The sequence below is a fragment of the Gilliamella sp. CG13 genome (genome assembly GCF_046635805.1).
In the GTDB taxonomy this organism is placed as follows: Bacteria; Pseudomonadota; Gammaproteobacteria; order Enterobacterales; family Orbaceae; genus Gilliamella; species Gilliamella apicola_I.
Genome location: NZ_JBIDFM010000001.1, coordinates 54654 through 75208, shown reverse-complemented (window position 1 = coordinate 75208; position 20555 = coordinate 54654). Strand labels below are relative to the sequence as shown.

Here is a 20555-nt window from a genome sequence, read left to right as displayed (position 1 = left end):
TATTATTCTCTTAATAGGGCTTTGAAACGAATTTGTAAAGCAGTAACACACCTGCTTACAATGTTTGTTATATCTTCTTCTTCAAGTGTACGTGATTTGTCTTGTAAAATCAAACTGATAGCAAGGCTTTTTTCATCATCCTTAATGTTATCGCCTTGATAAACATCAAACAGATTAACTTTGATAAGTTGCTCACCACCAGCCTTTTTACACTCAGAAATAATATCTGCTGCTGGAATTGTATTTGAAACGACAATAGCAATATCTCGTTTATTTGACGGATATTTTGATACGTCCTGAGCCGACGGTACCTTTTTGTTATTAATTTTAGCTAAATTTATTTCAAAAACAAGCGTTTTACCATTTAAAGATAATTTTTTTTCAATTTCTGGATGCAAAACACCTAAATAACCAATAATTTCATCATGTACAAAAATAGCGGCACTTTGTCCAGGATGTAAAGCAGACAAATTAGATTTTTCATAGCGTACGTCTTGAGCACATCCTAGAATCGAAAATATTGACTCAATATCCCCTTTTAGATCATAAAAATCAACAGCTTTTTTAGGTAATGTCCAATGTTCTTCATATAAATTACCCGTAATTACACCCGATAACATTTGTTCCTGACGAACACCAAATTCACTTTTATCGTCTGGAATAAAGCGTAAGCCAGTTTCAAACAATCTAATTCTTGATTGTTGTCGGTTTTGATTATATAACACTGTGCCTAATAATCCAGTCCATAATGATAAACGCATAACTGACATTTCACTTGAAATAGGATTAGGTAAGTGAATTTGGTTTAAATTGGGATGCAAAATTTGTTGTACTTTTGGATCAACAAAACTGTAAGTTACAGCTTCTTGATAACCTTTATCAACTAATAAATCTTTTATTCTAGCTAATGAAATTTGACCTTCTGGTTTTGGCTGCATGACAGACTCAATGTTTAAGTTGGCGTTTGGAATATTGTTATATCCATAAATACGCGCCACTTCCTCAACGAGATCTTCTTCTATCTGTATATCAAAACGCCAACTTGGTGCTTCAACTGACCAAATTTCATTTTTATAATTAACTTTACATCCAAGTCTTTCTAAAATATCAGTGATTTTTTGTGTATCAATTGTATAACCAATTATGCTATCAATTTTATTACGGCGTAGTTGTATGTTAGCTGATTTTGGCAATTCAGTTGAACTGGTTTTGTCAACAATCGGTCCGACCTGACCGCCACAAATATCGAGGATAAGTTGTGTTGCTCTTTCCATCGCAATGCTTTGTAAAGCTGGATCAACTCCTCTTTCATACCGATGAGACGCTTCAGTATGCAGACCATATTCACGAGCTTTCCCGGTAATAGCTAATGGTGCAAAGAAGGCCGATTCAAGAAAAATATCTTTCGTCGATTGAGTCACACCAGATTTTTCTCCGCCCATAATACCGGCTAAGGCAAGTATTTTATCATGATCCGCAATCACTAAAGTTTGATCATTCAATTCAGTTTCATTGCCATTAAGTAAAACAACTTTTTCACTTTTTCGAGCATATCTTACAATAATGCCCTTTTCTATTTCGGCAAGATCAAATGCATGCATTGGATGACCAAGCTCTAACAAAACAAAATTTGTTATATCGACAACCGCATCAATAGACCGTATTCCACCACGACGTAATTTTTCTTTCATCCAAAGTGGGGTTAATGCGTTTACATTGATATTTTTGATAACACGCCCTAAATAACGAGGCGCAGCTTTAGGCTCATCAATTTGGATTGATAATGTATCTGAAATTGTTGCAGGCACGCTTTCAACTTGAAGTGATTTCATTGGAATATTGTTCACTGCTGAAATATCACGAGCGACACCAATGATTCCAAAACAATCAGCTCTATTTGGCGTTACACTGATGTCAATTGAAACATCGTTAAGATTCAGGTATTCACGAATATCTTGCCCTAAAGGAGCATCATCAGGTAATTCAATTATGCCATTATGATCGTCCGTTATTCCAAGTTCTGAATAAGAGCAGAGCATCCCTTCTGATGGTTCACCTCGCAATTTTGCGGCTTTAATTTTAAAATCACCGGGTAAAATTGCACCAACAGTTGCACAAGCAACAGTTAATCCTTGACGACAATTTGGAGCACCACAAACAATATCGAGTAATTCTGGTTTTCCAATATCTACTTTGGTAACTCTTAGCTTATCTGCATTTGGATGTTGCTTACATTCAACAACTTTCCCGACAACAACTCCCGAAAAGTTACCTGCCACTTCCTCAACATCATCAACTTCTAAGCCTGCCATGGTTAATTGATCGGCTAAGGTATCGCTACTTATTTCTGGATTGATCCATTCACGTAGCCAACTTTCACTAAATTTCATGTTTTGATCTCCAGAATTAATTAAATTGCTTTAAAAAACGTAAGTCATTCTCAAAGAAAGAACGTAAATCAGTGACACCGTAACGTAACATAGTTAATCTTTCGATTCCCATACCAAAGGCAAAACCACTATATACGTCTGGATCGATACCTACATTTCGTAATACATTAGGATGTACCATTCCGCACCCTAATACTTCTAACCATTTACCATTTTTAGCTTTAATATCAACTTCGGCAGAAGGTTCGGTAAACGGAAAATAAGCGGGTCTAAAACGAATTTCCATATCATCTTCAAAAAAGCAGTGAAGAAAATCATGTAATAGCCCTTTCAAATGGGTAAAACTAATATTTTTATCAACTAATAGCCCTTCCATTTGGTGGAACATTGGTGTATGAGTTTGATCGTAATCATTACGATAAGTTCTGCCCGGTGCAATGATTCGAATTGGTGGTTTTTGATTTTCCATGGTACGAATCTGTACGGTAGAAGTTTGAGTACGTAATAAACGTTTAGCATCAAACCAAAAAGTATCATGATCTGCTCTAGCAGGATGATGAGCAGGAATATTTAATGCATCAAAATTATGATAATCATCTTCAATTTCTGGACCTGTTTCAACAACAAACCCGAGTTCGCCAAAAAACTCAACTAAACGATGAATCGTTTTGGTGACAGGATGTAGGCCGCCGAGTTCAAGTGTTTTACCTGGTAAAGTGATATCAATTGTTTCATTGGCAAGCTTCGCATCAAGAGCTTGACGCTCTAAGAAACTTCGCTTTTGATTTAATAATTCGACAACTTCTTGTTTAGCATCATTAATTTTTTGACCTACAGCTGGTCGCTCTTCCGCAGGAACATCACGTAATGAAGCCATTTGTAACGTAAAATAGCCTTTTTTACCAAAATATTCCACTCGGATCTGTTCGATCATATTAATGTCATCAGCACTTTCAATAGCGGATTTGGCATTGCTTACCAGTTCAACTAATTGAGACATAAAATTCTCCTGCTTATTGTTCATTACATAAAAAAAGCCTCTTTCTGAGGCTTTTATAATTATCTTTCGTTTTTCATTTGCCTCACGAATGCATATCGTCATTAAAGCTAAAAAAGAAACGAAAAATAATTAATATCATCATTAATTCACTTTGTTAAAATAACTATTGCTATCCATAACGATAAAAGCCGAGATAACTCGGCTCTTATAAAGCAATTATAGTGCAGCTTTTGCCTTTTCGACTAATGCAGCAAATGCATTTTTGTCGAATACAGCAATATCAGCAAGAATCTTACGATCGATTTCAATTGATGCTTTCTTTAATCCATTGATGAAACGGCTATAAGAAAGACCACATTGACGAGCTGCGGCATTGATACGTACAATCCATAATTGACGGAATTGACGTTTACGTTGACGACGGTCACGATAAGCATATTGTCCAGCTTTGATTACCGCTTGGAAAGCAACACGATATACACGTGAACGAGCTCCGTAATACCCTTTTGCTTGTTTTAAAATTTTCTTGTGACGTGCACGAGCAATAACACCACGTTTAACACGAGCCATAAATAATATCCTCTAAATAATTAACCAATAAATTAAGCGTATGGAACACACGCTACAACTAAACCTAAATCACCTTTTGACACAGTTGTCAAACCACGTAAATGACGTTTACGTTTGGTTGATTTTTTAGTTAGGATATGACTCTTGTTAGCTTGCTTATGCTTAAAGCCACCAGAAGCTGTTTTTTTAAAGCGCTTTGCTGCGCCTTTTACTGTTTTAATTTTAGGCATTTTACTAATTCCTACTTCGCATTGTTAATGACAATGAAAAAATGGTGTAATTCTCAATAAAATTAAGAATTAGCTTGATGAACCATTATTTCTTCTTCGGCGCAAGCACCATGATCATTTGACGACCTTCAATCTTAGTTGGATAAGATTCAATCGTTGCCAAATCAGCTAAGTCTTCTTTAATGCGATCAAGCATTTCAGTCCCTAACTGCTGGTGAGCCATTTCACGTCCACGGAAACGTAGCGTTACTTTAGCTTTATCGCCATCTTCAAGAAAGCGTATCAGGCTGCGGAGTTTTACCTGATAGTCGCCTTCGTCTGTACCAGGTCGGAATTTAATTTCCTTAACCTGAACAACCTTTTGCTTCTTCTTCTGTTCTTTTGTTGCTTTACTTTTTTCATAGAGGAACTTGCCATAATCCATAATTCGACAAACAGGTGGTTCTGCATTAGGGCTTATTTCAACTAAATCTAAAGCAGCTTCTTCAGCTTGTTTTAAAGCTTCATCCAAGCTAACAATACCGAGCTGTTCACTATCGACGCCGGTTAATCTCACCTCGCGAGCAGTAATTTCATCATTGATTTTATGCGCACGTGTTGACTGAATTCGTTTACTGACTTTAATATCTCATTCCTCCAAATTAATTTATCTTTAATTCATCTGTTCTAATGAACGACTATGAATTTCGTTAAGCAACAATTCTATAACATGTTTCACTTCAAAGCTACCAAGATCTTTACCTTGACGCGTTCGAACTGATATTTTACCTGATTCCATCTCTTTGTCACCACAGACAAACATATAAGGAACACGTTTTAGAGTATGCTCGCGGATTTTAAACCCAATTTTCTCATTTCTCAAGTCTGCTTTTGCTCTAATTCCAACTTTTTGCAGTTTCTCGGTCAATTGTTTAGCATATTCAGCTTGATTATCGGTAATATTGATAACTGCAACTTGCAATGGTGCTAACCAAGTAGGGAAGAATCCCGCACAGTTTTCTGTCAAAATTCCCATAAAACGTTCCATTGATCCTAAAATTGCGCGGTGAATCATGACAGGAACATGACGCTCATTATCTTCACCCACGTAAGTTGCATCTAAACGCTCTGGTAACATAAAGTCAAGCTGAACTGTTCCGCATTGCCATGCACGACCTAAACAATCGTGTAAAGTAAATTCGATTTTTGGTCCGTAGAAAGCACCTTCACCCGGTAAATATTCAAATTCTATGCCATTTTCAGTTAAACACTCAGCTAAGTCTTTTTCTGCTAAATCCCATGTTTCATCTTTACCAATTCGTTTTTCCGGACGAGTTGATAATTTTACAGTTATGTCTGTAAAGCCAAAAGTACTATAAGTATCATAAACCATTTTGATACAACTATTTACTTCACTACGAATTTGACTTTCTGTACAGAAGATATGGGCATCATCTTGGGTAAAACCACGAACACGCATTAAACCATGTAAAGATCCAGAAGGTTCATTACGATGACAACTACCAAATTCAGCCATACGTAATGGTAAATCACGATAAGATTTTAAACCTTGATTAAAAATTTGAACATGTCCCGGACAGTTCATTGGTTTAATACAGTATTCTCGATTTTCAGAAGAGGTAACAAACATTAATTCTTTATAGTTACCCCAATGTCCTGTCTTTTCCCATAAAACACGATCCATCATAAAAGGTCCTTTCACTTCTTGATAATCGTATTCTTTTAATTTGGTACGAACAAATACTTCAAGCTCACGGAAAATAATCCAACCGTCATTATGCCAAAACACCATTCCTGGCGCTTCTTCTTGCATATGGTAAAGATCAAGCTGTTTACCGATTTTACGGTGATCCCGTTTAGCTGCTTCTTCTAAAAATTGCAGATAACTATCTAATTGTTTTTTATCTGCCCAAGCTGTGCCATAAATGCGTTGTAACATTTTATTATCACTGTTACCACGCCAATAAGCGCCAGCAACTTTTTGTAATTTAAAATGGTGGCAAAAACGCATATTAGGAACATGAGGACCGCGGCACATGTCAATATACTCTTCATGATGATAAAGTGCTGGAGTAGAATCTTTAGGAATATTTTCATCTAAGATTGCAATTTTATAAGGTTCACGTCGTTCCCAAAAAACTTCTCTTGCTCGTTCCCAGCTCACCACTTCTTTTTTTACTTCATAATCTTTTTTGGCCAATTCATGCATACGTTTTTCTAATGCATCAAGATCTTCCTGAGTTAAAGAGTGATCTAGATCGACGTCATAATAGAAGCCATTATCAATTGTGGGGCCGATTGCCATTTGCGTATTTGGCCAAAGTTGTTTTATTGCATGACCTAACAAGTGAGCACATGAGTGACGAATTATTTCAAGTCCATCTTCATCTTTTGATGTGATAATCGCTAGAGTTGAATCATGCTCGATCAAATCACAAGCGTCTTTACGTTCACCATTAACTCGCCCAGCAATACACGCTTTGGCAAGGCCTGCTCCGATACTTTGAGCAACTTCTAAAACACTAACAGGCTTATCAAATTGACGTTGACTTCCGTCAGGAAGAGTAATAATTGGCATATAAAATCCTTATAACAGTGGTGCGCCACACGAAAGCGCACATGCGTACATAAAAAATTGACCGTGTATAATACCATTTATGTGCTATTTTTCAAATAGACATATGCTTTATCTTGTCACTGTTTTATCAACTCATTATGAGAACAATAAAATTGATTAACTCAATTAAAAATAAGTTACTTTGTAGAGTGATTAAAGTTTATAATTTTCTGCCTATAAATGAAAAATTTGATTGTGAAAAATGATGAAAATATGGATTGATGCTGATGCCTGCCCTAACCCTATTAAAGAAATCCTATATCGGGTAGCGAATCGTAAATCAATAATTATAACTTTAGTTGCAAACCAATGGTTAACTATTCCCACGTCTCCGTTTATAAAAAGATTACAGGTAGTAAATGGCTTTGATGAAGCTGATAATAAAATAGTTGAATTAGTTGAAAAAAATGATTTAGTAATCACGTCTGATATTCCATTAGCCTCTGATGTGCTTCATAAAGGGGCTTTTGTGCTAACACCACGAGGTGAACCTTTCACATTAGAAACCATAAAAGAGCGACTTGTGATGCGAGACTTTATGGAAACTATGCGGGCTAGTGGTATACAATCTAAAGGTCCTTCTGCATTTTCAAACAAGGATAGAGAAAAATTTGCCAATCAACTTGATAAATTAGTTCGTGAATTATCAAAAGAAGGGTAATCATTTTTTATAGTGCATAATTCTTAAATTTTCAGAAACAGCTCTCTACTTTTGAATGGTTTTGAACCAACATAAGGCTTTAATGCCATTCGAGTAAACCGTTTAGCCGCTTTTAATGTATCCTCATCACAAAATTGACGATAACCTAATGCCAATACTTCTTTACCCGTAAAGCTGGTACTATTTTCAAGTAAACTACTGATAAAGCCCTTTTCTGACTGATATTGATAATACATCGATTCGATAATTTCATCCCCCGTTGCACTACAATGAAAAAAATCAATGTGATAGCCTAAACTTTCTAATAATGCTAATTCAAATGAACGTAACACATTTTCAGCCGGAACTAGCTGCGCTAATTGTTGCAAGCTTTTAAGATAGTGTTCAAAAAGTGTAGGTACGCCAACTTCGGGAACTAAAACTCGATGCAATAACTCATTCAAATAAAAAGCACTGTATAACGATACAGAAAAAAGCGGCAACGTTAGCGCTATACCTTCAACTTGTCGTAAAGTTTTTATTTCACCCATACCAGAATATTGAACAATAATGGGGGTAAAAGGTTGTAAAATGCCCTTCAATGAAGATTTTTTACGTCTAGCCCCTTTGGCTAACACCGTTATTTTGCCTGCATTTTCAACAAATAAATCGACTAATAGACTTGTTTCACTATAAGTACGAGTATGTAAGACAAATGCCCTTTGCCAATTTTCCATTTAAAATGCCTTTTATCATATAACTATAATTTTGATTAAAAAGAGTGCTTGATTAAAAAATGAATAATTTTTTTAAATTTTCAACTGAAATTAAACTAAATTTCCGATATAATCAATAGCTAACTAATGAGATGATTATAGGATAACTAATAGAAAACCATGGAACTTTTTTCAACAATATTACTTATAGTGCTAATTGTATCACTTTCAGGTGTGGTAATAAAATTACTACCATTCCAAATTCCGTTACCACTTATGCAAATACTACTGGGTTGTGTTTTAGCTGCTTTTGGTATTTATGTAAAATTTGACCCTGAACTATTTCTGGTATTGTTTATACCTCCATTGCTTTTTGCAGATGGACGAAAAACATCAGTCAAAGACTTTGTACATAATGCCAGAGAAATTGTTGGATTAGCACTCGTTCTTGTCGTTATTTCTATAATTGCATTAGGTTACCTTCTAAATTGGATGTTACCAAAAGTTGAATTAGCTGCCGCACTCGCGTTAGCTGCAGTACTATCACCTACCGATGCCGTTGCACTAGGTGGAATAGTCGGTAAAGGGCGTATAGAAAAAGAAAAAATGGAGATTATTGAAGGCGAAGCTTTAATGAATGATGCATCTGGTCTGGTATCATTGAAATTTGCTATTGCAATTGCAACGGGCTTGCTTGAATTTAATTTATTACAAATTAGTCTTTCTTTCTTTGTTGTCGCTCTTGGTGGCTTAGCTGTTGGTGTTTTATTTACTTGGTTATATGCACGTATTTTACGTTTAATTAATAAATTAACCCACAATGATCCCGCCATCCAAATTGTTTTACTATTCTTACTTCCTTTTGCTGCCTATATCCTTGCTGAAGAATGTCACTGTTCAGGGATTTTAGCCGCTGTGAGTGCTGGTATGACCGTTAACCATTCTGGTATGATGCGCAACGCCCCTTTGACCGCTCGTTTACAATCAGATAGTACATGGTCGATGTTAACATTCGTATTCAATGGATTTGTCTTTATTTTATTAGGTATTCAATTACCAAGTATTTTAAATAATACTTTTGCTGAAAACCAAACAGACTCCTCTATTGAAGTATGGCAATTATGCTTTATCGTCGTGTTTGTATTTATCGTATTAATGGGAACACGATTTGCTTGGTTATGGGCTATGAAACATATGCCTACTTTACCATTTGGAACAAAACGTCCACTTGCATTCCGTTCTTATACTACACGCGATCTTTGGATTTCCACTTTTGCTGGTGTTCGCGGAGCTATTACCCTAGCGGGTGTATTATCTATTCCAATGACAATTGGTGGTCGTTATCAACTTGTTTTTATCGCAGCTGGCATTATTTTAATTTCATTAATTACCGCGGTTATCGTCTTACCTATTTTATTACGTGGTAGTGTTATTTTAGATAACTCTCAACAAGATAATGAAATTTTGACAGTTAAGGGGCAAATGGCGGAAGAAGCTATTGTGAGTCTTGAAAAAATGCAAAACAATTTACTTCAAGAAACGTCTGAAGCTGGTTTAGATCAAGAAATAATACATGAAGTGGGTTCACGTGTTATCGGTTCTTTAAGACGTCGAACAGGATTAAAAGATTTAGAACAAAAAGCAATGGAAGCTGAAAATCTTGAAAGACGTATGCGTCTTGTGGCAATTGGTGCAGAACGCACAGCTTTACTACAAATGAAAGTTCGTAATGAAGTGAGTGAAGAAACATTTGAACATTTAAATACTGACCTCGATATTTATGAAAAAATGATATCTGGAGATTCATAAATGATAGCAAACAAACATCAGTTTTTAGGCCATATTCATTCACAGTTTGTTGACAAAGCCCCTCATGTTTTGGGGCTAACTTTACGTTGTATTCCGTTTAATTTGAAAAAACAGGCAATTGAACAACTATTACAACTACAATTTAAACATTCTTTAGAAGATGGTGATCTCGATTTTTTAGAAAATCGTTGGTTAAAAATTGAAGTTACCGATCTTCAACTTACTTGGTTTGTTAGCTTAATTGATAATAAACTCGTAGTGAGTCGAGAGGAAATTGCTGATGTAAGTTTTATTGGTAATGCAAACGATCTGATTATGATAGCAACTCGGCGCCAAGATCCAGACACCCTATTCTTCCAACGGCGACTAATCGTTGAAGGTGATACAGAATTAGGACTGTATGTAAAAAATCTAATGGATTCCATTGAACTTGATTCAATGCCTAAACTTTTAAGGCTGACCCTTGAAAAAATGGCCAACATTATAGAATCTGCGCCGAAAAATACATTTTAAACTGATAACAGCTATGGGGGATTATATTTCCCCCTTTTTTATTGATTATATCATCCCCCTATCTTACTTTTTCTTACCTATACTATTAAAAAAACAGGTATGAATTCTCTAGAAAAGATTGTTTAAATAGCCTATTTATCTGTTACTTAAAAAAATAGTATCATCACATTGTGATTAAAATCACAATGTGGCAAAAACTTGATTTTCCTATCTGGTTCATTGTGGCTTAATGAATATTCCTTATCTTTATGGTGCGTATAGAAAATGGAGAAAAATTATGCTCAAAAGAAAGACTAAATTCTTCATGTTTGTTTTTTTGACAATACCTTTTTTTGGGCATTGTTTAGGTTTTCATAACAAAAAAGAGTCGGATTATGTGATTGAACATTTCAAATTTAATAATGGAAAAACTGAAAGTATAAAAATACATTACACTACTCTTGGCAATCCTGACAACAAACCAATTTTAATATTGCATGGTACAACTGGAAGTGGTAGCGCAATGTTAAATAATAGCTTTGGTCATGCATTGTTTGATAAAGGAATGCCATTAGATGCTGAAAAATATTTTATTATCCTCCCCGACGCAATAGGCACGGGTAAATCGTCTAAACCATCTGACGGTTTAAAAGGCGATTTTCCTCATTATGATTATACCGATATGGTTAATGCTCAATATCAACTATTAAAAAATAAGCTAAATATTGAGCATATAGCATTAATCATCGGTAACTCAATGGGAGGAATGAATACATGGAAATGGGTAACGATGTATCCTGATTATATGACAGCCGCTATTCCTATGGCTGCTACCCCTGCGCCAATGTCCAGCCGTAACTGGATTATGCGTAAAATGGTTATCAATGCTATCAAAGATGATCCCGACTGGAACAAAGGTTTTTATACCAAACAACCCGAACAGTTTCAATTAGTCTATAATTACTACAATATCGCAACTAATGGCGGTGACATTGCATGGCAAAAGCAAGCATATAATACGGAAGAAACAGAAAAAATATTAAAAGATAAATTAAACGAACGTGTTACGATGGATACTAACGATTTTTTATATCAATGGGATGCGGCAAGAAATTATGATCCAACCAAAGATTTAAATAAAATCAAAGCACGAATTTTAGCTATCAACTCTGAGGATGATGAAAGAAATCCAGCTTCGACCGATTTAATGGAAAAAGCCATACAGAAGATTCCCAATGCAAAGTACTACTTGATTCCAGCTTCTGAAAAAACTACCGGACATGGCACAATAATGATAGCGGACTAATGGAAAGCCCAATTGATTCTTTTTCTAGAAGAGAATAATTTAAATTAATAGTTGATATTATTTACTTATGAAGTGAATAAATACGCTTAACTATTCACTTCTTTCTTATTAAAAAACTCACAATTAACTAACCTAATATTATAAATAATATAACCATTTTTTAAACTTGTAATCTTTCTAATTTTTATCCGTGGATATTAAACGAATAAAGCCATTTGTTTCAACAAAAATTACTTACTTATATGGCAAAATAAATACGTTTAAATAATTTAAATTAAGTAAAATATTGTATAATTTAGGTAAGTGACAGATCAAAAATCATCAAGAGTAAAACGATAAAATGAAAAATAACGCCAAACAACCTACTTTTTACTTTCACGATTATGAAACATTTGGTATTAATCCAGCTCTTGATAGACCCGCTCAATTTGCGGGTGTTCGAACTGATGTTGAGCTTAATATTATTGAAGAGCCTTTAGTTATATATTGTAAGCTAGCACCAGACTATCTACCTAATCCTGAAGCGGTTCTCATTACGGGTATTACTCCACAACAAGCAAATCAAAAAGGAGTGAATGAAGCTCAATTTACCAAATTAATTCATCAAGCATTTAGTGAACCCAATACTTGCATTTTAGGCTATAATAACATTCGTTTCGATGATGAAGTGACCCGCAATATCCTTTACCGTAATTTTTACGACCCATACGCCTACTGTTGGCAAAATGGTAATTCAAGATGGGATCTTCTTGATGTAGTAAGAGCGTGTTATGCCTTACGACCTGAAGGTATTCATTGGCCAACCAACGATTCGGGTTATCCCAGTTTTCGGTTAGAACATTTAACCAAAGCAAATAATATTACGCATGAACATGCTCATGACGCAATGTCAGATGTGTATGCCACTATCGCCATTGCAAAATTAATTAAAGAAAAACAACCTAAATTATTTAACTACTTTTTTACATTGCGCAATAAAAATAAAGTTGCCGAACTTATTGATATAATCAATATGACCCCTCTGGTACATGTTTCGGGTATGCTGGGTAGTTATCGAGGAAATATGTCATTAGTATGCCCTATCGCTTGGCATCCACAACAAAATAATGCCGTCATTGTTTGTGATCTCACTGGCGATATTGATTCAATTATTGATTTACCAGTGAATATAATACGCGAAAAACTCTATACTAAAACTGAAGATCTTGAACTTGATGAGACTCGCATTCCATTAAAACTCGTCCATATTAACAAATGCCCTATCCTTGCACCGATAAAAACTTTACTGCCTGAAAATGCTAAACGATTTTCCATTAATATTGAAGAATGTTTAAACAAACAACAAAAGCTATTACAAAATCAAATTTTGTTGCAAGATAAAATGCGAGAATTATTTAGCTTAAGTCATGATTATCCGGCTAATACGGATGTAGATGCACAAATATATAATGGATTTTTGAGTAATCAGGATAAACTTTATTGTGAAACAGTACAAACAACGCCAGTAAAGTTATTAGATAGTTTATCTCTTAAATTTGAAGACCCTCGCTTAAGTACACTCTTTTTTCGATACAAAGCTCGAAACTTTCCTCAAACCCTAACTCATCACGAACAGATGATTTGGCAAGATTATTGTCGTGATAAACTAAATACGCCTAAGATTCAAGATTACATTTTAACTTTAGAATTACTTGCTGAAACTTATGTTCAACAACCCGAAAAATTAGCTTTGATAAAACAGCTTTATCATTACTGCCATTATTTAGTTGGATAATTAAAATTGAGGGGCGTATTATAGACGCCAAATAAAGCAGTCTGTTATTAACAATCAAACAAGTTATTAAATTTTAGACTATGAAACATTTTTTAGCTAAACACGCCACAATCAAACATCGATTATATTCTTTATACTATTCGTTGTTTAGTTATGGTCGCGGATTATTAATTTTAACGTTAAGTCTTTGGGTGGGTAATTTCATCTCTCAGCTCTTACCCATTATGATTCCTGGTAGTATTATCGGTCTTTTAACCCTATTCTTTTTATTAGCTTTTCAAATTATCCCTACTCGTTGGATAAAAAATAGCTGCAATTTATTTATGCGTTATATGACATTACTATTTATTCCTGCTGCAATGGGGATAATGGATAATTACACATTGTTATTAAATAATTGGTTACCCATCATTTTTGGAAGTATTGGTAGTTCACTGTTGGTATTACTATTAACAGCTTGGTTGACAGAAAAACTTCATAAAAAAACAGCCAAAAATTTCGATTTATCAGATAATAATGAGGAAAAACCACTATGATCTGGATGTTACCTTTAACTGTTTGTGTATTTCTGATTATTCGAAAAATTGCTTTCAAAATTAAAACACCATTATTTAATCCGTTAGTGATTTCGGTGATAGTACTTATTCCAATTATGATAATAAGTCAAACCAGTTATTCAGAATATGTTAGTAATGTCGATATTATAAATAAATTATTACCTTATTCTGTTGTCGCTTTAGCCTTTCCGCTCTACGAACTCATTCCACAAATTAAAGCCCGTTGGAAGTCAATTATCATTATTACCTTTAGCGCGTCAATTGCTTCAATGATAACTGGCGTCAGTATTGTATTTTGGTTAGGTGGAAATACCGAAATAGCTGCGTCGGTTTTACCAAAGTCAGTCACTACGGCTATTGCTGTGACGATTGCCAACAACGAAGGCGGTGTTCCATCAATCGCAGCCCTTTGTGTTATATTGGTTGGCACATTAGGGGGAATTTTTGGTCATCAAATATTAAATATAGCAAAAATAAAATCCGCTTCTGCTAGAGGATTATCAATAGGTGCAGTCTCGCACGCAGTTGGTACTGCTCGGTGTATAGAAGTTGATTATAATGAAGGCGCATATAGTTCTTTATCATTAGTATTATGTGGTATAATGACGTCTTTAATAGCTCCATTTTTATTTCCAATTTTAGTCTTTATTTTTAACTGGTTCTAACATGAAATTAAAAAAAATAATTAAAAGTTTATTTAGTCTTTGCTTCTTACTCATATGTGTAATTGCTGGCTTGGATTATTGGATAAGCTATGAAACCGCACCTTATATATACCACGATGTAAATAAACTGCCCTATCAAAACGTAGGAGTAGTACTTGGTACCTCCAAATATGTTCGAGGTGGTGGTAAAAATGTTTTTTATCAAAATCGAATTAATGGCGCAATATCCCTTTATAATCAGCATAAAGTCGATTATCTATTACTCAGTGGTGATGGTGAAGATTCTTTTCAAAGCTACAATGAACCCGTCACGATGAAAAAAGATTTAATTAAAGCGGGAATCCCTAGCGATGCAATCGTATTAGATTATGCCGGATTTAGAACATTGGATTCAGTTGTCAGAGCCAACAAAGTTTTTGACGCTAAAAGTTTTACAATTATTACGCAAGAATTTCATTGTGAACGAGCAATATTTATTGCATTAGCCCAAAACATTCAAGCACAATGTTTTGCTGTTCCTGCACCAGATAGTATGAAATTAGTCAGAATTCGTGAAACATTAGCTCGTGTTAGTGCCTTCATCGATCTCTATATTTTGAATAAAGAACCTAAATATTTGGGTCCTGTAATTCCTATCATATCTGAAAAATAATTAATTTTTAAATTTGAATATCATTAAATTTTCAAATTTTATCATAAAGATAAATACTAGATTCATTTAGAATACTATTTGTCTCATATTTTAGATTGCATTTTTATGCAAAAAAAAGTAATATTTAGTCAATTTTTTTAATTTAGCCAACATTTATAATGAATATTGAATTAAGCCATATTAACTGTTTTTATGGTACTCATCATGCATTGAAAGATGTTTCACTTAGTTATCCTCTAGGTGAAACCATTGTATTATTAGGTCAAAGTGGAGCAGGAAAAAGCTCTTTACTAAAAGTATTTAATTTACTTGAAATACCAACATCAGGTGAAATGACAATAGCTAATTCCCATTTTGATTTTTCCAAAAAAATCAGTGATACCACTATCAGACAATTACGTAAAAATGTGGGTATGGTTTTCCAAAACTATAATTTATGGCCCCATTTAACGGTACTTGAAAACTTGATTGAAGCACCTTGCCAAGTACTAAATTTATCTAAAAAAGAATCGACTGATAAAGCAATGTTGATATTACAACGTTTGCAAATTGACGAAATGGCAAATCGCTATCCTCTGCACCTTTCGGGTGGTCAACAGCAACGAGTAGCAATTGCCAGAGCATTGATGATGGAGCCACAAATTTTGTTGTTTGATGAACCTACAGCAGCATTAGATCCGGCTATTACATCACAAGTTGCTGAAATTATTAACGAACTTTCGCAAACAGGAATAACGCAGATTATTGTAACTCATGAAGTCGATTTTGCTCGTAAAGTCGCTTCACAAGTGATTTATATGGAACACGGTAAAATTATTGAGCAAGGACAATTAGAATGTTTTGCTCATCCTAAAACCGAAGAATTTAAAGCTTATTTATCACATTAATGATTATAAAATTGGGTGGAGATATGAAAAAAACTTTATTTGCTATTTTGCTTGCCAGCGTTGCATTGACGTCTCAAGCATCTGAAAATTTAACTATCGGTACAGAAGCCACTTATGCACCATTCGAATTCACCAATGACAAAAACGAAATTGTCGGGTTTGATATTGATGTGATCAACAAAATCTGTGAAGAAATTAACGCTTCTTGTAAAATTGTTAATCAATCTTTTGATGGATTAATTCCTAGTTTAAAAACGCGTCGAATTGATGCAGCAATTGCTGGGATAGACATCACGCCTGAACGTCAAAAACAAGTTGATTTTACAAAGATTTATTACGATGATAGCTCAATTCAATTTATTACATTGAAAGACACTTTAACAGATTTGGAACAACTAAAAGGTAAACGAATTGGTATTCAAAAAGGGACAACCTATTTGAAATATTTAAATGAAAAATATCCTGACGTTAAACCTGTTAGTTATGATAGCTATCAGTATGCGTTTTTAGATTTAAAAGCTAAACGAATCGATGCGATTGTAGCCAGTTCTTTCGTCGCGGGTGATTGGTTAAGCAAAGAAACGGATATTGTTGCTTTAGGTGACAAAATTACCGATCATGATTTTTTTGGAGAAGGCTTAGGTATTGCCTTACGTAAAGGCAATGATCAGTTAAGAGAACAGTTTAATCAAGCACTTGATAAATTAAAATCAAATGGTGAACTTGACGCCATCTATAAAAAATGGTTTAACAAATAGCTAATAAACTATCAAATTTGATATTATTGTGATCTCGCCGCTTAAAATGCGGCGAATTTATTTTTTAATTTAAATACGGTTTTTTTATGTCAGACTTTTTAGCATATGCAATGAACTGGATAATGTCCTCAATGGACGGTTTTATCGTGCCTTTAACAAAAGCAACATCCATCACATTGTCATTAGCTTTTGTATCAATGATTGTTGGTATAGTTTTTGCTTTTATTTTCACAATTCTAGAATCCGTTCCATTTAAACCTGTTGCATGGCTAATGTCTTTAATTAGCCTTACGATTCGAGCACTACCTGAATTATTAATTGTCGTTGCAATCTATAATGGTTTACCATTTCTTTTAATGGCACTAGATGATGGATTTGATATGTCATTGATATTTACCTCAGTTCATATCCAAATGCATATTGCCAATACTCAGCCCGATCCGTTTTTATGTGGTGTCATTGCATTATCGCTACTTTATGCAGTTTATGCATCCCAAACGCTCAGAGGTGCATTTAAAGCAATACCAAGCGGCCAAAAACAGGCCGCTCAAGTGCTTGGTTTAAGTAAATTTAGAACGTTCTTTCGTATTATCATGCCACAAATGTGGCGCCATGCTATACCAGGATTAAGTAATCAATGGTTGATATTATTAAAAGATACCGCACTAGTCTCAGCCATTGCAATCAATGATCTAATGATGCAAACCAAAACGATTATTGCACGAACTAATCAACCATTTCTATGGTATGCGATCGCAATGGTAATCTATTTGATTATTTCAATCTTAAGTCAAAAAGTGATTGAACGAATCGAAAAACGTGCAACTTATTTTGAACAACCCTCTTCTGCCAAAAGTTTGTAAGGTTAAATTATGTCTGATAATTTTGTTTATTATCTTAAAATCATCCTACAAGGTCTTCCTGACACGTTAAGTCTGGGAATTTTAGGTATTTTAACTGCGGGGCTTTTGGCTATCGTTTTTTCATGCTTATTATCACTTAATCATTTTGTATTAACAAAGGTAATACGTACCTATATTATTATCTTTACGGGGTCTCCCCTATTAGTTCAGTTATTTTTAATTTATTATGGACCTTCACAGTTTGCTTACTTTTTAAGCCAATTTCCGCGATTTTATGATTTCATATCTTCGCCTTGGTTTTGTGCTTATTTAGCTTTAACGCTAAATAGTGCGGCGTATACCACACAAATTTTTTATGGTGCTTTAAAATCTGTTCCACAAGGACAATGGCAAGCTTGTGAGGCTCTTGGTATGAATAAACGACAAACCTTAAAAATTGTCATGCCTTATGCTTTAAAACGAGCCTTGTCCACCTATTCCAATGAAGTCGTTTTTGTTGTCAAAGGCACCGCCTTAGCCTCGATGATTCCGGTTATGGATATTATGGGGTATAGCAATCAACTTAATGGTGATTATTACGATTTTTCAATATTTATTGTTGCAGGATTCGTTTACCTCTTGATAAATGGATTATTAAGCACCATTATGAGGATAATAGAGAAAAAAGCCCTCACATTTGAAAACTAATATGAGCCAATTTGATTCAACATCTTTTTTAAAAACAGTCCCACATAAACCGGGCATTTATCAGATGTTTAATGATAAAGAGACGATTATTTATGTGGGTAAAGCTAAAGATCTGAATAACCGACTAAAAAGCTATTTTAATAGTAGTAAAAAAACACTAAAAACGGATATGTTAGTTAGCCATATCCATCGTATTGAATTTACGATTACAAATACCGAAACCGAAGCCCTACTATTAGAACAGACTTACATTAAAAAACATCAACCACGTTATAATGTTCTTTTAAAAGATGATAAAAGCTATCCTTTTATTAAATTAAGTAAAGAAAGACATCCACAATTATCACTTTATCGTGGGGCGATTAATCGCAAAAAAGATGAGTTTTTTGGTCCTTATCCTAGTGGATATGCAGTTAAACAGATTTTAGCGCTATTACAAAAAACGTTTCCGATTAGACAGTGCTTGAACACCACCTATCGGAACAGAACTCGCCCCTGCCTGCAATATCAGATTAAACGCTGTTTAGGGCCTTGTGTGCCGGGATTAGTAAGTGATGAAGATTATAACGAACAAGTTAATTATGTGAGATTATTTTTATCAGGACAATCCGATCAGATCTTACAAAAAATCACTGAAGATATGCTAAAAGCAAGTAATGAACTCAATTTTGAAAAAGCAGCAGCATTACGTGATCAGTTACAAGCCATTAAACATATCAACGAAAAACAAGCCATTTACAACAATAATGATAATTTAGATGTTATTGGCTTCCACTACGAGTTTGGTATAGCCTGTATTTATGTCTTATTTATCCGAAATGGACAAACTTTTGGGCATCGTTCTTATTTTCCTAAAGTACCATCAAATACTGAATTGGAAGAAGTGATAGAAACCTTTTTAGGGCAATTTTATTTGCAAGGCAACCAAAATCGTAATATTCCGAAAAAGATCCTACTCAATTTTTCGTTGTCGGATAAACAACCCATGGAAGAGACACTGTCACTTATTGCTGAGCATCAAGTCAAATTGGTTGATGAGCCCAAAGGCGATAATTTAAAGTTACTCAATATTGCAACCGTCAATGCGCAAACTGAAGTGAAGAATAAATTATTAACCAATTCGACAAATAAACAACGTTACGATGCACTTAAAACCTTTTTGGGCATTGATAAAATCAATCGTATGGAATGTTTTGATATCAGTCATTTCATGGGGAAAAACACAATAGCCTCTTGCGTTGTCTTTGATGATAAAGGTCCGGTAAAATCAGAATTTCGCCGCTACAATATTACGGGTATTACCCCAGGTGATGACTATGCAGCAATGGAACAGGTATTAACAAGACGCTACAATAAAAAAGATCTGCCTGATGAAAAAATACCTGATGTTATTTTTATTGACGGTGGTAAAGGACAGTTAAACCAAGCTTTACAAGTATTTGAAGGGCTCAATGTCAATTGGGACAAACATCACCCTATTCTTGTGGGGGTGGCAAAAGGTGCTGAGCGCAAAGAAGGACTTGAAACACTATTTTTTGAAGCACATGGAACTGGACATTATCTTGATGACCATTCGCCTGCTTTATTACTTATCCAACAAATTCGTAATGCATCGCACGATCATGCCATTGTGGGGCAACGAAAAAAAGGGGTAAAACAACTCACCGATAGTGCTTTAGAACACATTGAAGGAATTGGTTCAAAAAGACGGCAAGCATTACTTAAACACTTTGGTGGTCTAAGAGAATTAAAAAATGCCAGTATTGATGAAATAGCACAAGTGCAAGGAATCTCTAAATCGCTAGCCGAAAAAATTTATTTAAATTTACAACAATAACACATTGAAAAATTATAATATTTCAGGCAACATAAGCATTAAGAAACCCCGTTTTTTAATTTTTGTTAATCTATTGATTAATTAAACAAAAAAGAGCTTATGTCA

Annotated in this window: 19 protein-coding genes and 1 pseudogene; 13 read left to right on the top strand and 7 right to left on the bottom strand. The window is 34.5% G+C overall.

Translation table 11 applies throughout. The features are described 5' to 3' along the window. Positions 1–2: 2 nt before the first annotated feature. The 6 genes from pheT to thrS form a co-directional block, all read right to left on the bottom strand. Positions 3–2390 (bottom strand): phenylalanine--tRNA ligase subunit beta, encoded by a 2388-nt coding sequence (gene pheT / locus ACGH6R_RS00385; protein WP_411598578.1) that lies wholly within the window; start codon positions 2388–2390, stop codon positions 3–5. Between the two features lie 16 nt (positions 2391–2406). Continuing rightward, positions 2407–3390 (bottom strand): phenylalanine--tRNA ligase subunit alpha, encoded by a 984-nt coding sequence (gene pheS, locus ACGH6R_RS00380; RefSeq protein WP_267350965.1) that lies wholly within the window; start codon positions 3388–3390, stop codon positions 2407–2409. 216 nt (positions 3391–3606) lie between these two features. After that, positions 3607–3960, bottom strand: coding sequence for a 50S ribosomal protein L20 (gene rplT, locus ACGH6R_RS00375; protein ID WP_024496189.1), 354 nt, complete (start codon positions 3958–3960; stop codon positions 3607–3609). Between the two features lie 32 nt (positions 3961–3992). Then, positions 3993–4190 (bottom strand): 50S ribosomal protein L35, encoded by a 198-nt coding sequence (gene rpmI / locus ACGH6R_RS00370; RefSeq protein ID WP_065557738.1) that lies wholly within the window; start codon positions 4188–4190, stop codon positions 3993–3995. A gap of 85 nt (positions 4191–4275) precedes the next feature. Next, complete coding sequence (gene infC / locus ACGH6R_RS00365) at positions 4276–4815, bottom strand: translation initiation factor IF-3 (protein ID WP_065557737.1); 540 nt, start codon at positions 4813–4815, stop codon at positions 4276–4278. A 27-nt stretch (positions 4816–4842) separates the two neighbouring features. Beyond that, on the bottom strand, positions 4843–6768 hold the full coding sequence (gene thrS, locus ACGH6R_RS00360) for a threonine--tRNA ligase (protein WP_267350967.1): 1926 nt from the start codon (positions 6766–6768) through the stop codon (positions 4843–4845). A gap of 244 nt (positions 6769–7012) precedes the next feature. Between thrS and ACGH6R_RS00355 the strand changes: the two genes are divergently transcribed. Next, positions 7013–7468, top strand: coding sequence for a YaiI/YqxD family protein (locus tag ACGH6R_RS00355; protein ID WP_411598952.1), 456 nt, complete (start codon positions 7013–7015; stop codon positions 7466–7468). A 23-nt stretch (positions 7469–7491) separates the two neighbouring features. Here the strand turns inward: ACGH6R_RS00355 and recO are convergent, their stop codons facing one another. Continuing rightward, a complete protein-coding gene (gene recO, locus ACGH6R_RS00350; protein WP_267359779.1) occupies positions 7492–8184 on the bottom strand; it encodes a DNA repair protein RecO in 693 nt (230 codons plus the stop codon). A 159-nt stretch (positions 8185–8343) separates the two neighbouring features. Between recO and ACGH6R_RS00345 the strand changes: the two genes are divergently transcribed. From ACGH6R_RS00345 to uvrC, 12 genes and pseudogenes are all read left to right on the top strand, one after another. Beyond that, the gene (locus tag ACGH6R_RS00345) at positions 8344–9972 is read left to right on the top strand and encodes a Na+/H+ antiporter (RefSeq protein WP_065557733.1); all 1629 of its coding nucleotides are present in this window, start codon (positions 8344–8346) and stop codon (positions 9970–9972) included. Further along, the gene (locus ACGH6R_RS00340; RefSeq protein ID WP_267350973.1) at positions 9973–10485 is read left to right on the top strand and encodes an SCP2 domain-containing protein; all 513 of its coding nucleotides are present in this window, start codon (positions 9973–9975) and stop codon (positions 10483–10485) included. Between the two features lie 277 nt (positions 10486–10762). Continuing rightward, positions 10763–11770, top strand: coding sequence for an alpha/beta fold hydrolase (locus ACGH6R_RS00335; RefSeq protein ID WP_411598577.1), 1008 nt, complete (start codon positions 10763–10765; stop codon positions 11768–11770). 340 nt (positions 11771–12110) lie between these two features. After that, positions 12111–13544 (top strand): exodeoxyribonuclease I, encoded by a 1434-nt coding sequence (sbcB, locus tag ACGH6R_RS00330; RefSeq protein WP_411598576.1) that lies wholly within the window; start codon positions 12111–12113, stop codon positions 13542–13544. An 80-nt stretch (positions 13545–13624) separates the two neighbouring features. Then, positions 13625–14080: a CidA/LrgA family protein gene (locus ACGH6R_RS00325; RefSeq protein ID WP_267350977.1), complete on the top strand. Its 456-nt coding sequence runs from the start codon at positions 13625–13627 to the stop codon at positions 14078–14080. Then, positions 14077–14766, top strand: coding sequence for a CidB/LrgB family autolysis modulator (locus ACGH6R_RS00320; RefSeq protein WP_267350978.1), 690 nt, complete (start codon positions 14077–14079; stop codon positions 14764–14766). The genes ACGH6R_RS00325 and ACGH6R_RS00320 overlap by 4 nt, the downstream gene beginning before the upstream one ends. Before the next feature lies 1 nt (position 14767). Continuing rightward, positions 14768–15403, top strand: a pseudogene (locus ACGH6R_RS00315) (vancomycin high temperature exclusion protein); the annotation flags it as partial. Positions 15404–15576: 173 nt separating this feature from the next. Then, on the top strand, positions 15577–16305 hold the full coding sequence (gene artP, locus ACGH6R_RS00310) for an arginine ABC transporter ATP-binding protein ArtP (protein WP_411598575.1): 729 nt from the start codon (positions 15577–15579) through the stop codon (positions 16303–16305). Positions 16306–16328: 23 nt separating this feature from the next. After that, the gene (locus ACGH6R_RS00305; RefSeq protein WP_267350984.1) at positions 16329–17063 is read left to right on the top strand and encodes a transporter substrate-binding domain-containing protein; all 735 of its coding nucleotides are present in this window, start codon (positions 16329–16331) and stop codon (positions 17061–17063) included. A gap of 131 nt (positions 17064–17194) precedes the next feature. Next, positions 17195–17926, top strand: a complete 732-nt coding sequence (gene artQ, locus ACGH6R_RS00300; RefSeq protein WP_411589893.1) for an arginine ABC transporter permease ArtQ — start codon at positions 17195–17197, stop codon at positions 17924–17926. Between the two features lie 9 nt (positions 17927–17935). Beyond that, complete coding sequence (gene artM / locus ACGH6R_RS00295) at positions 17936–18613, top strand: arginine ABC transporter permease ArtM (RefSeq protein ID WP_411598574.1); 678 nt, start codon at positions 17936–17938, stop codon at positions 18611–18613. A 1-nt stretch (position 18614) separates the two neighbouring features. Next, entirely contained in the window at positions 18615–20450 is a 1836-nt protein-coding gene (gene uvrC, locus ACGH6R_RS00290) for an excinuclease ABC subunit UvrC (RefSeq protein WP_267359797.1), read from the top strand. Positions 20451–20555 lie beyond the last annotated feature (105 nt).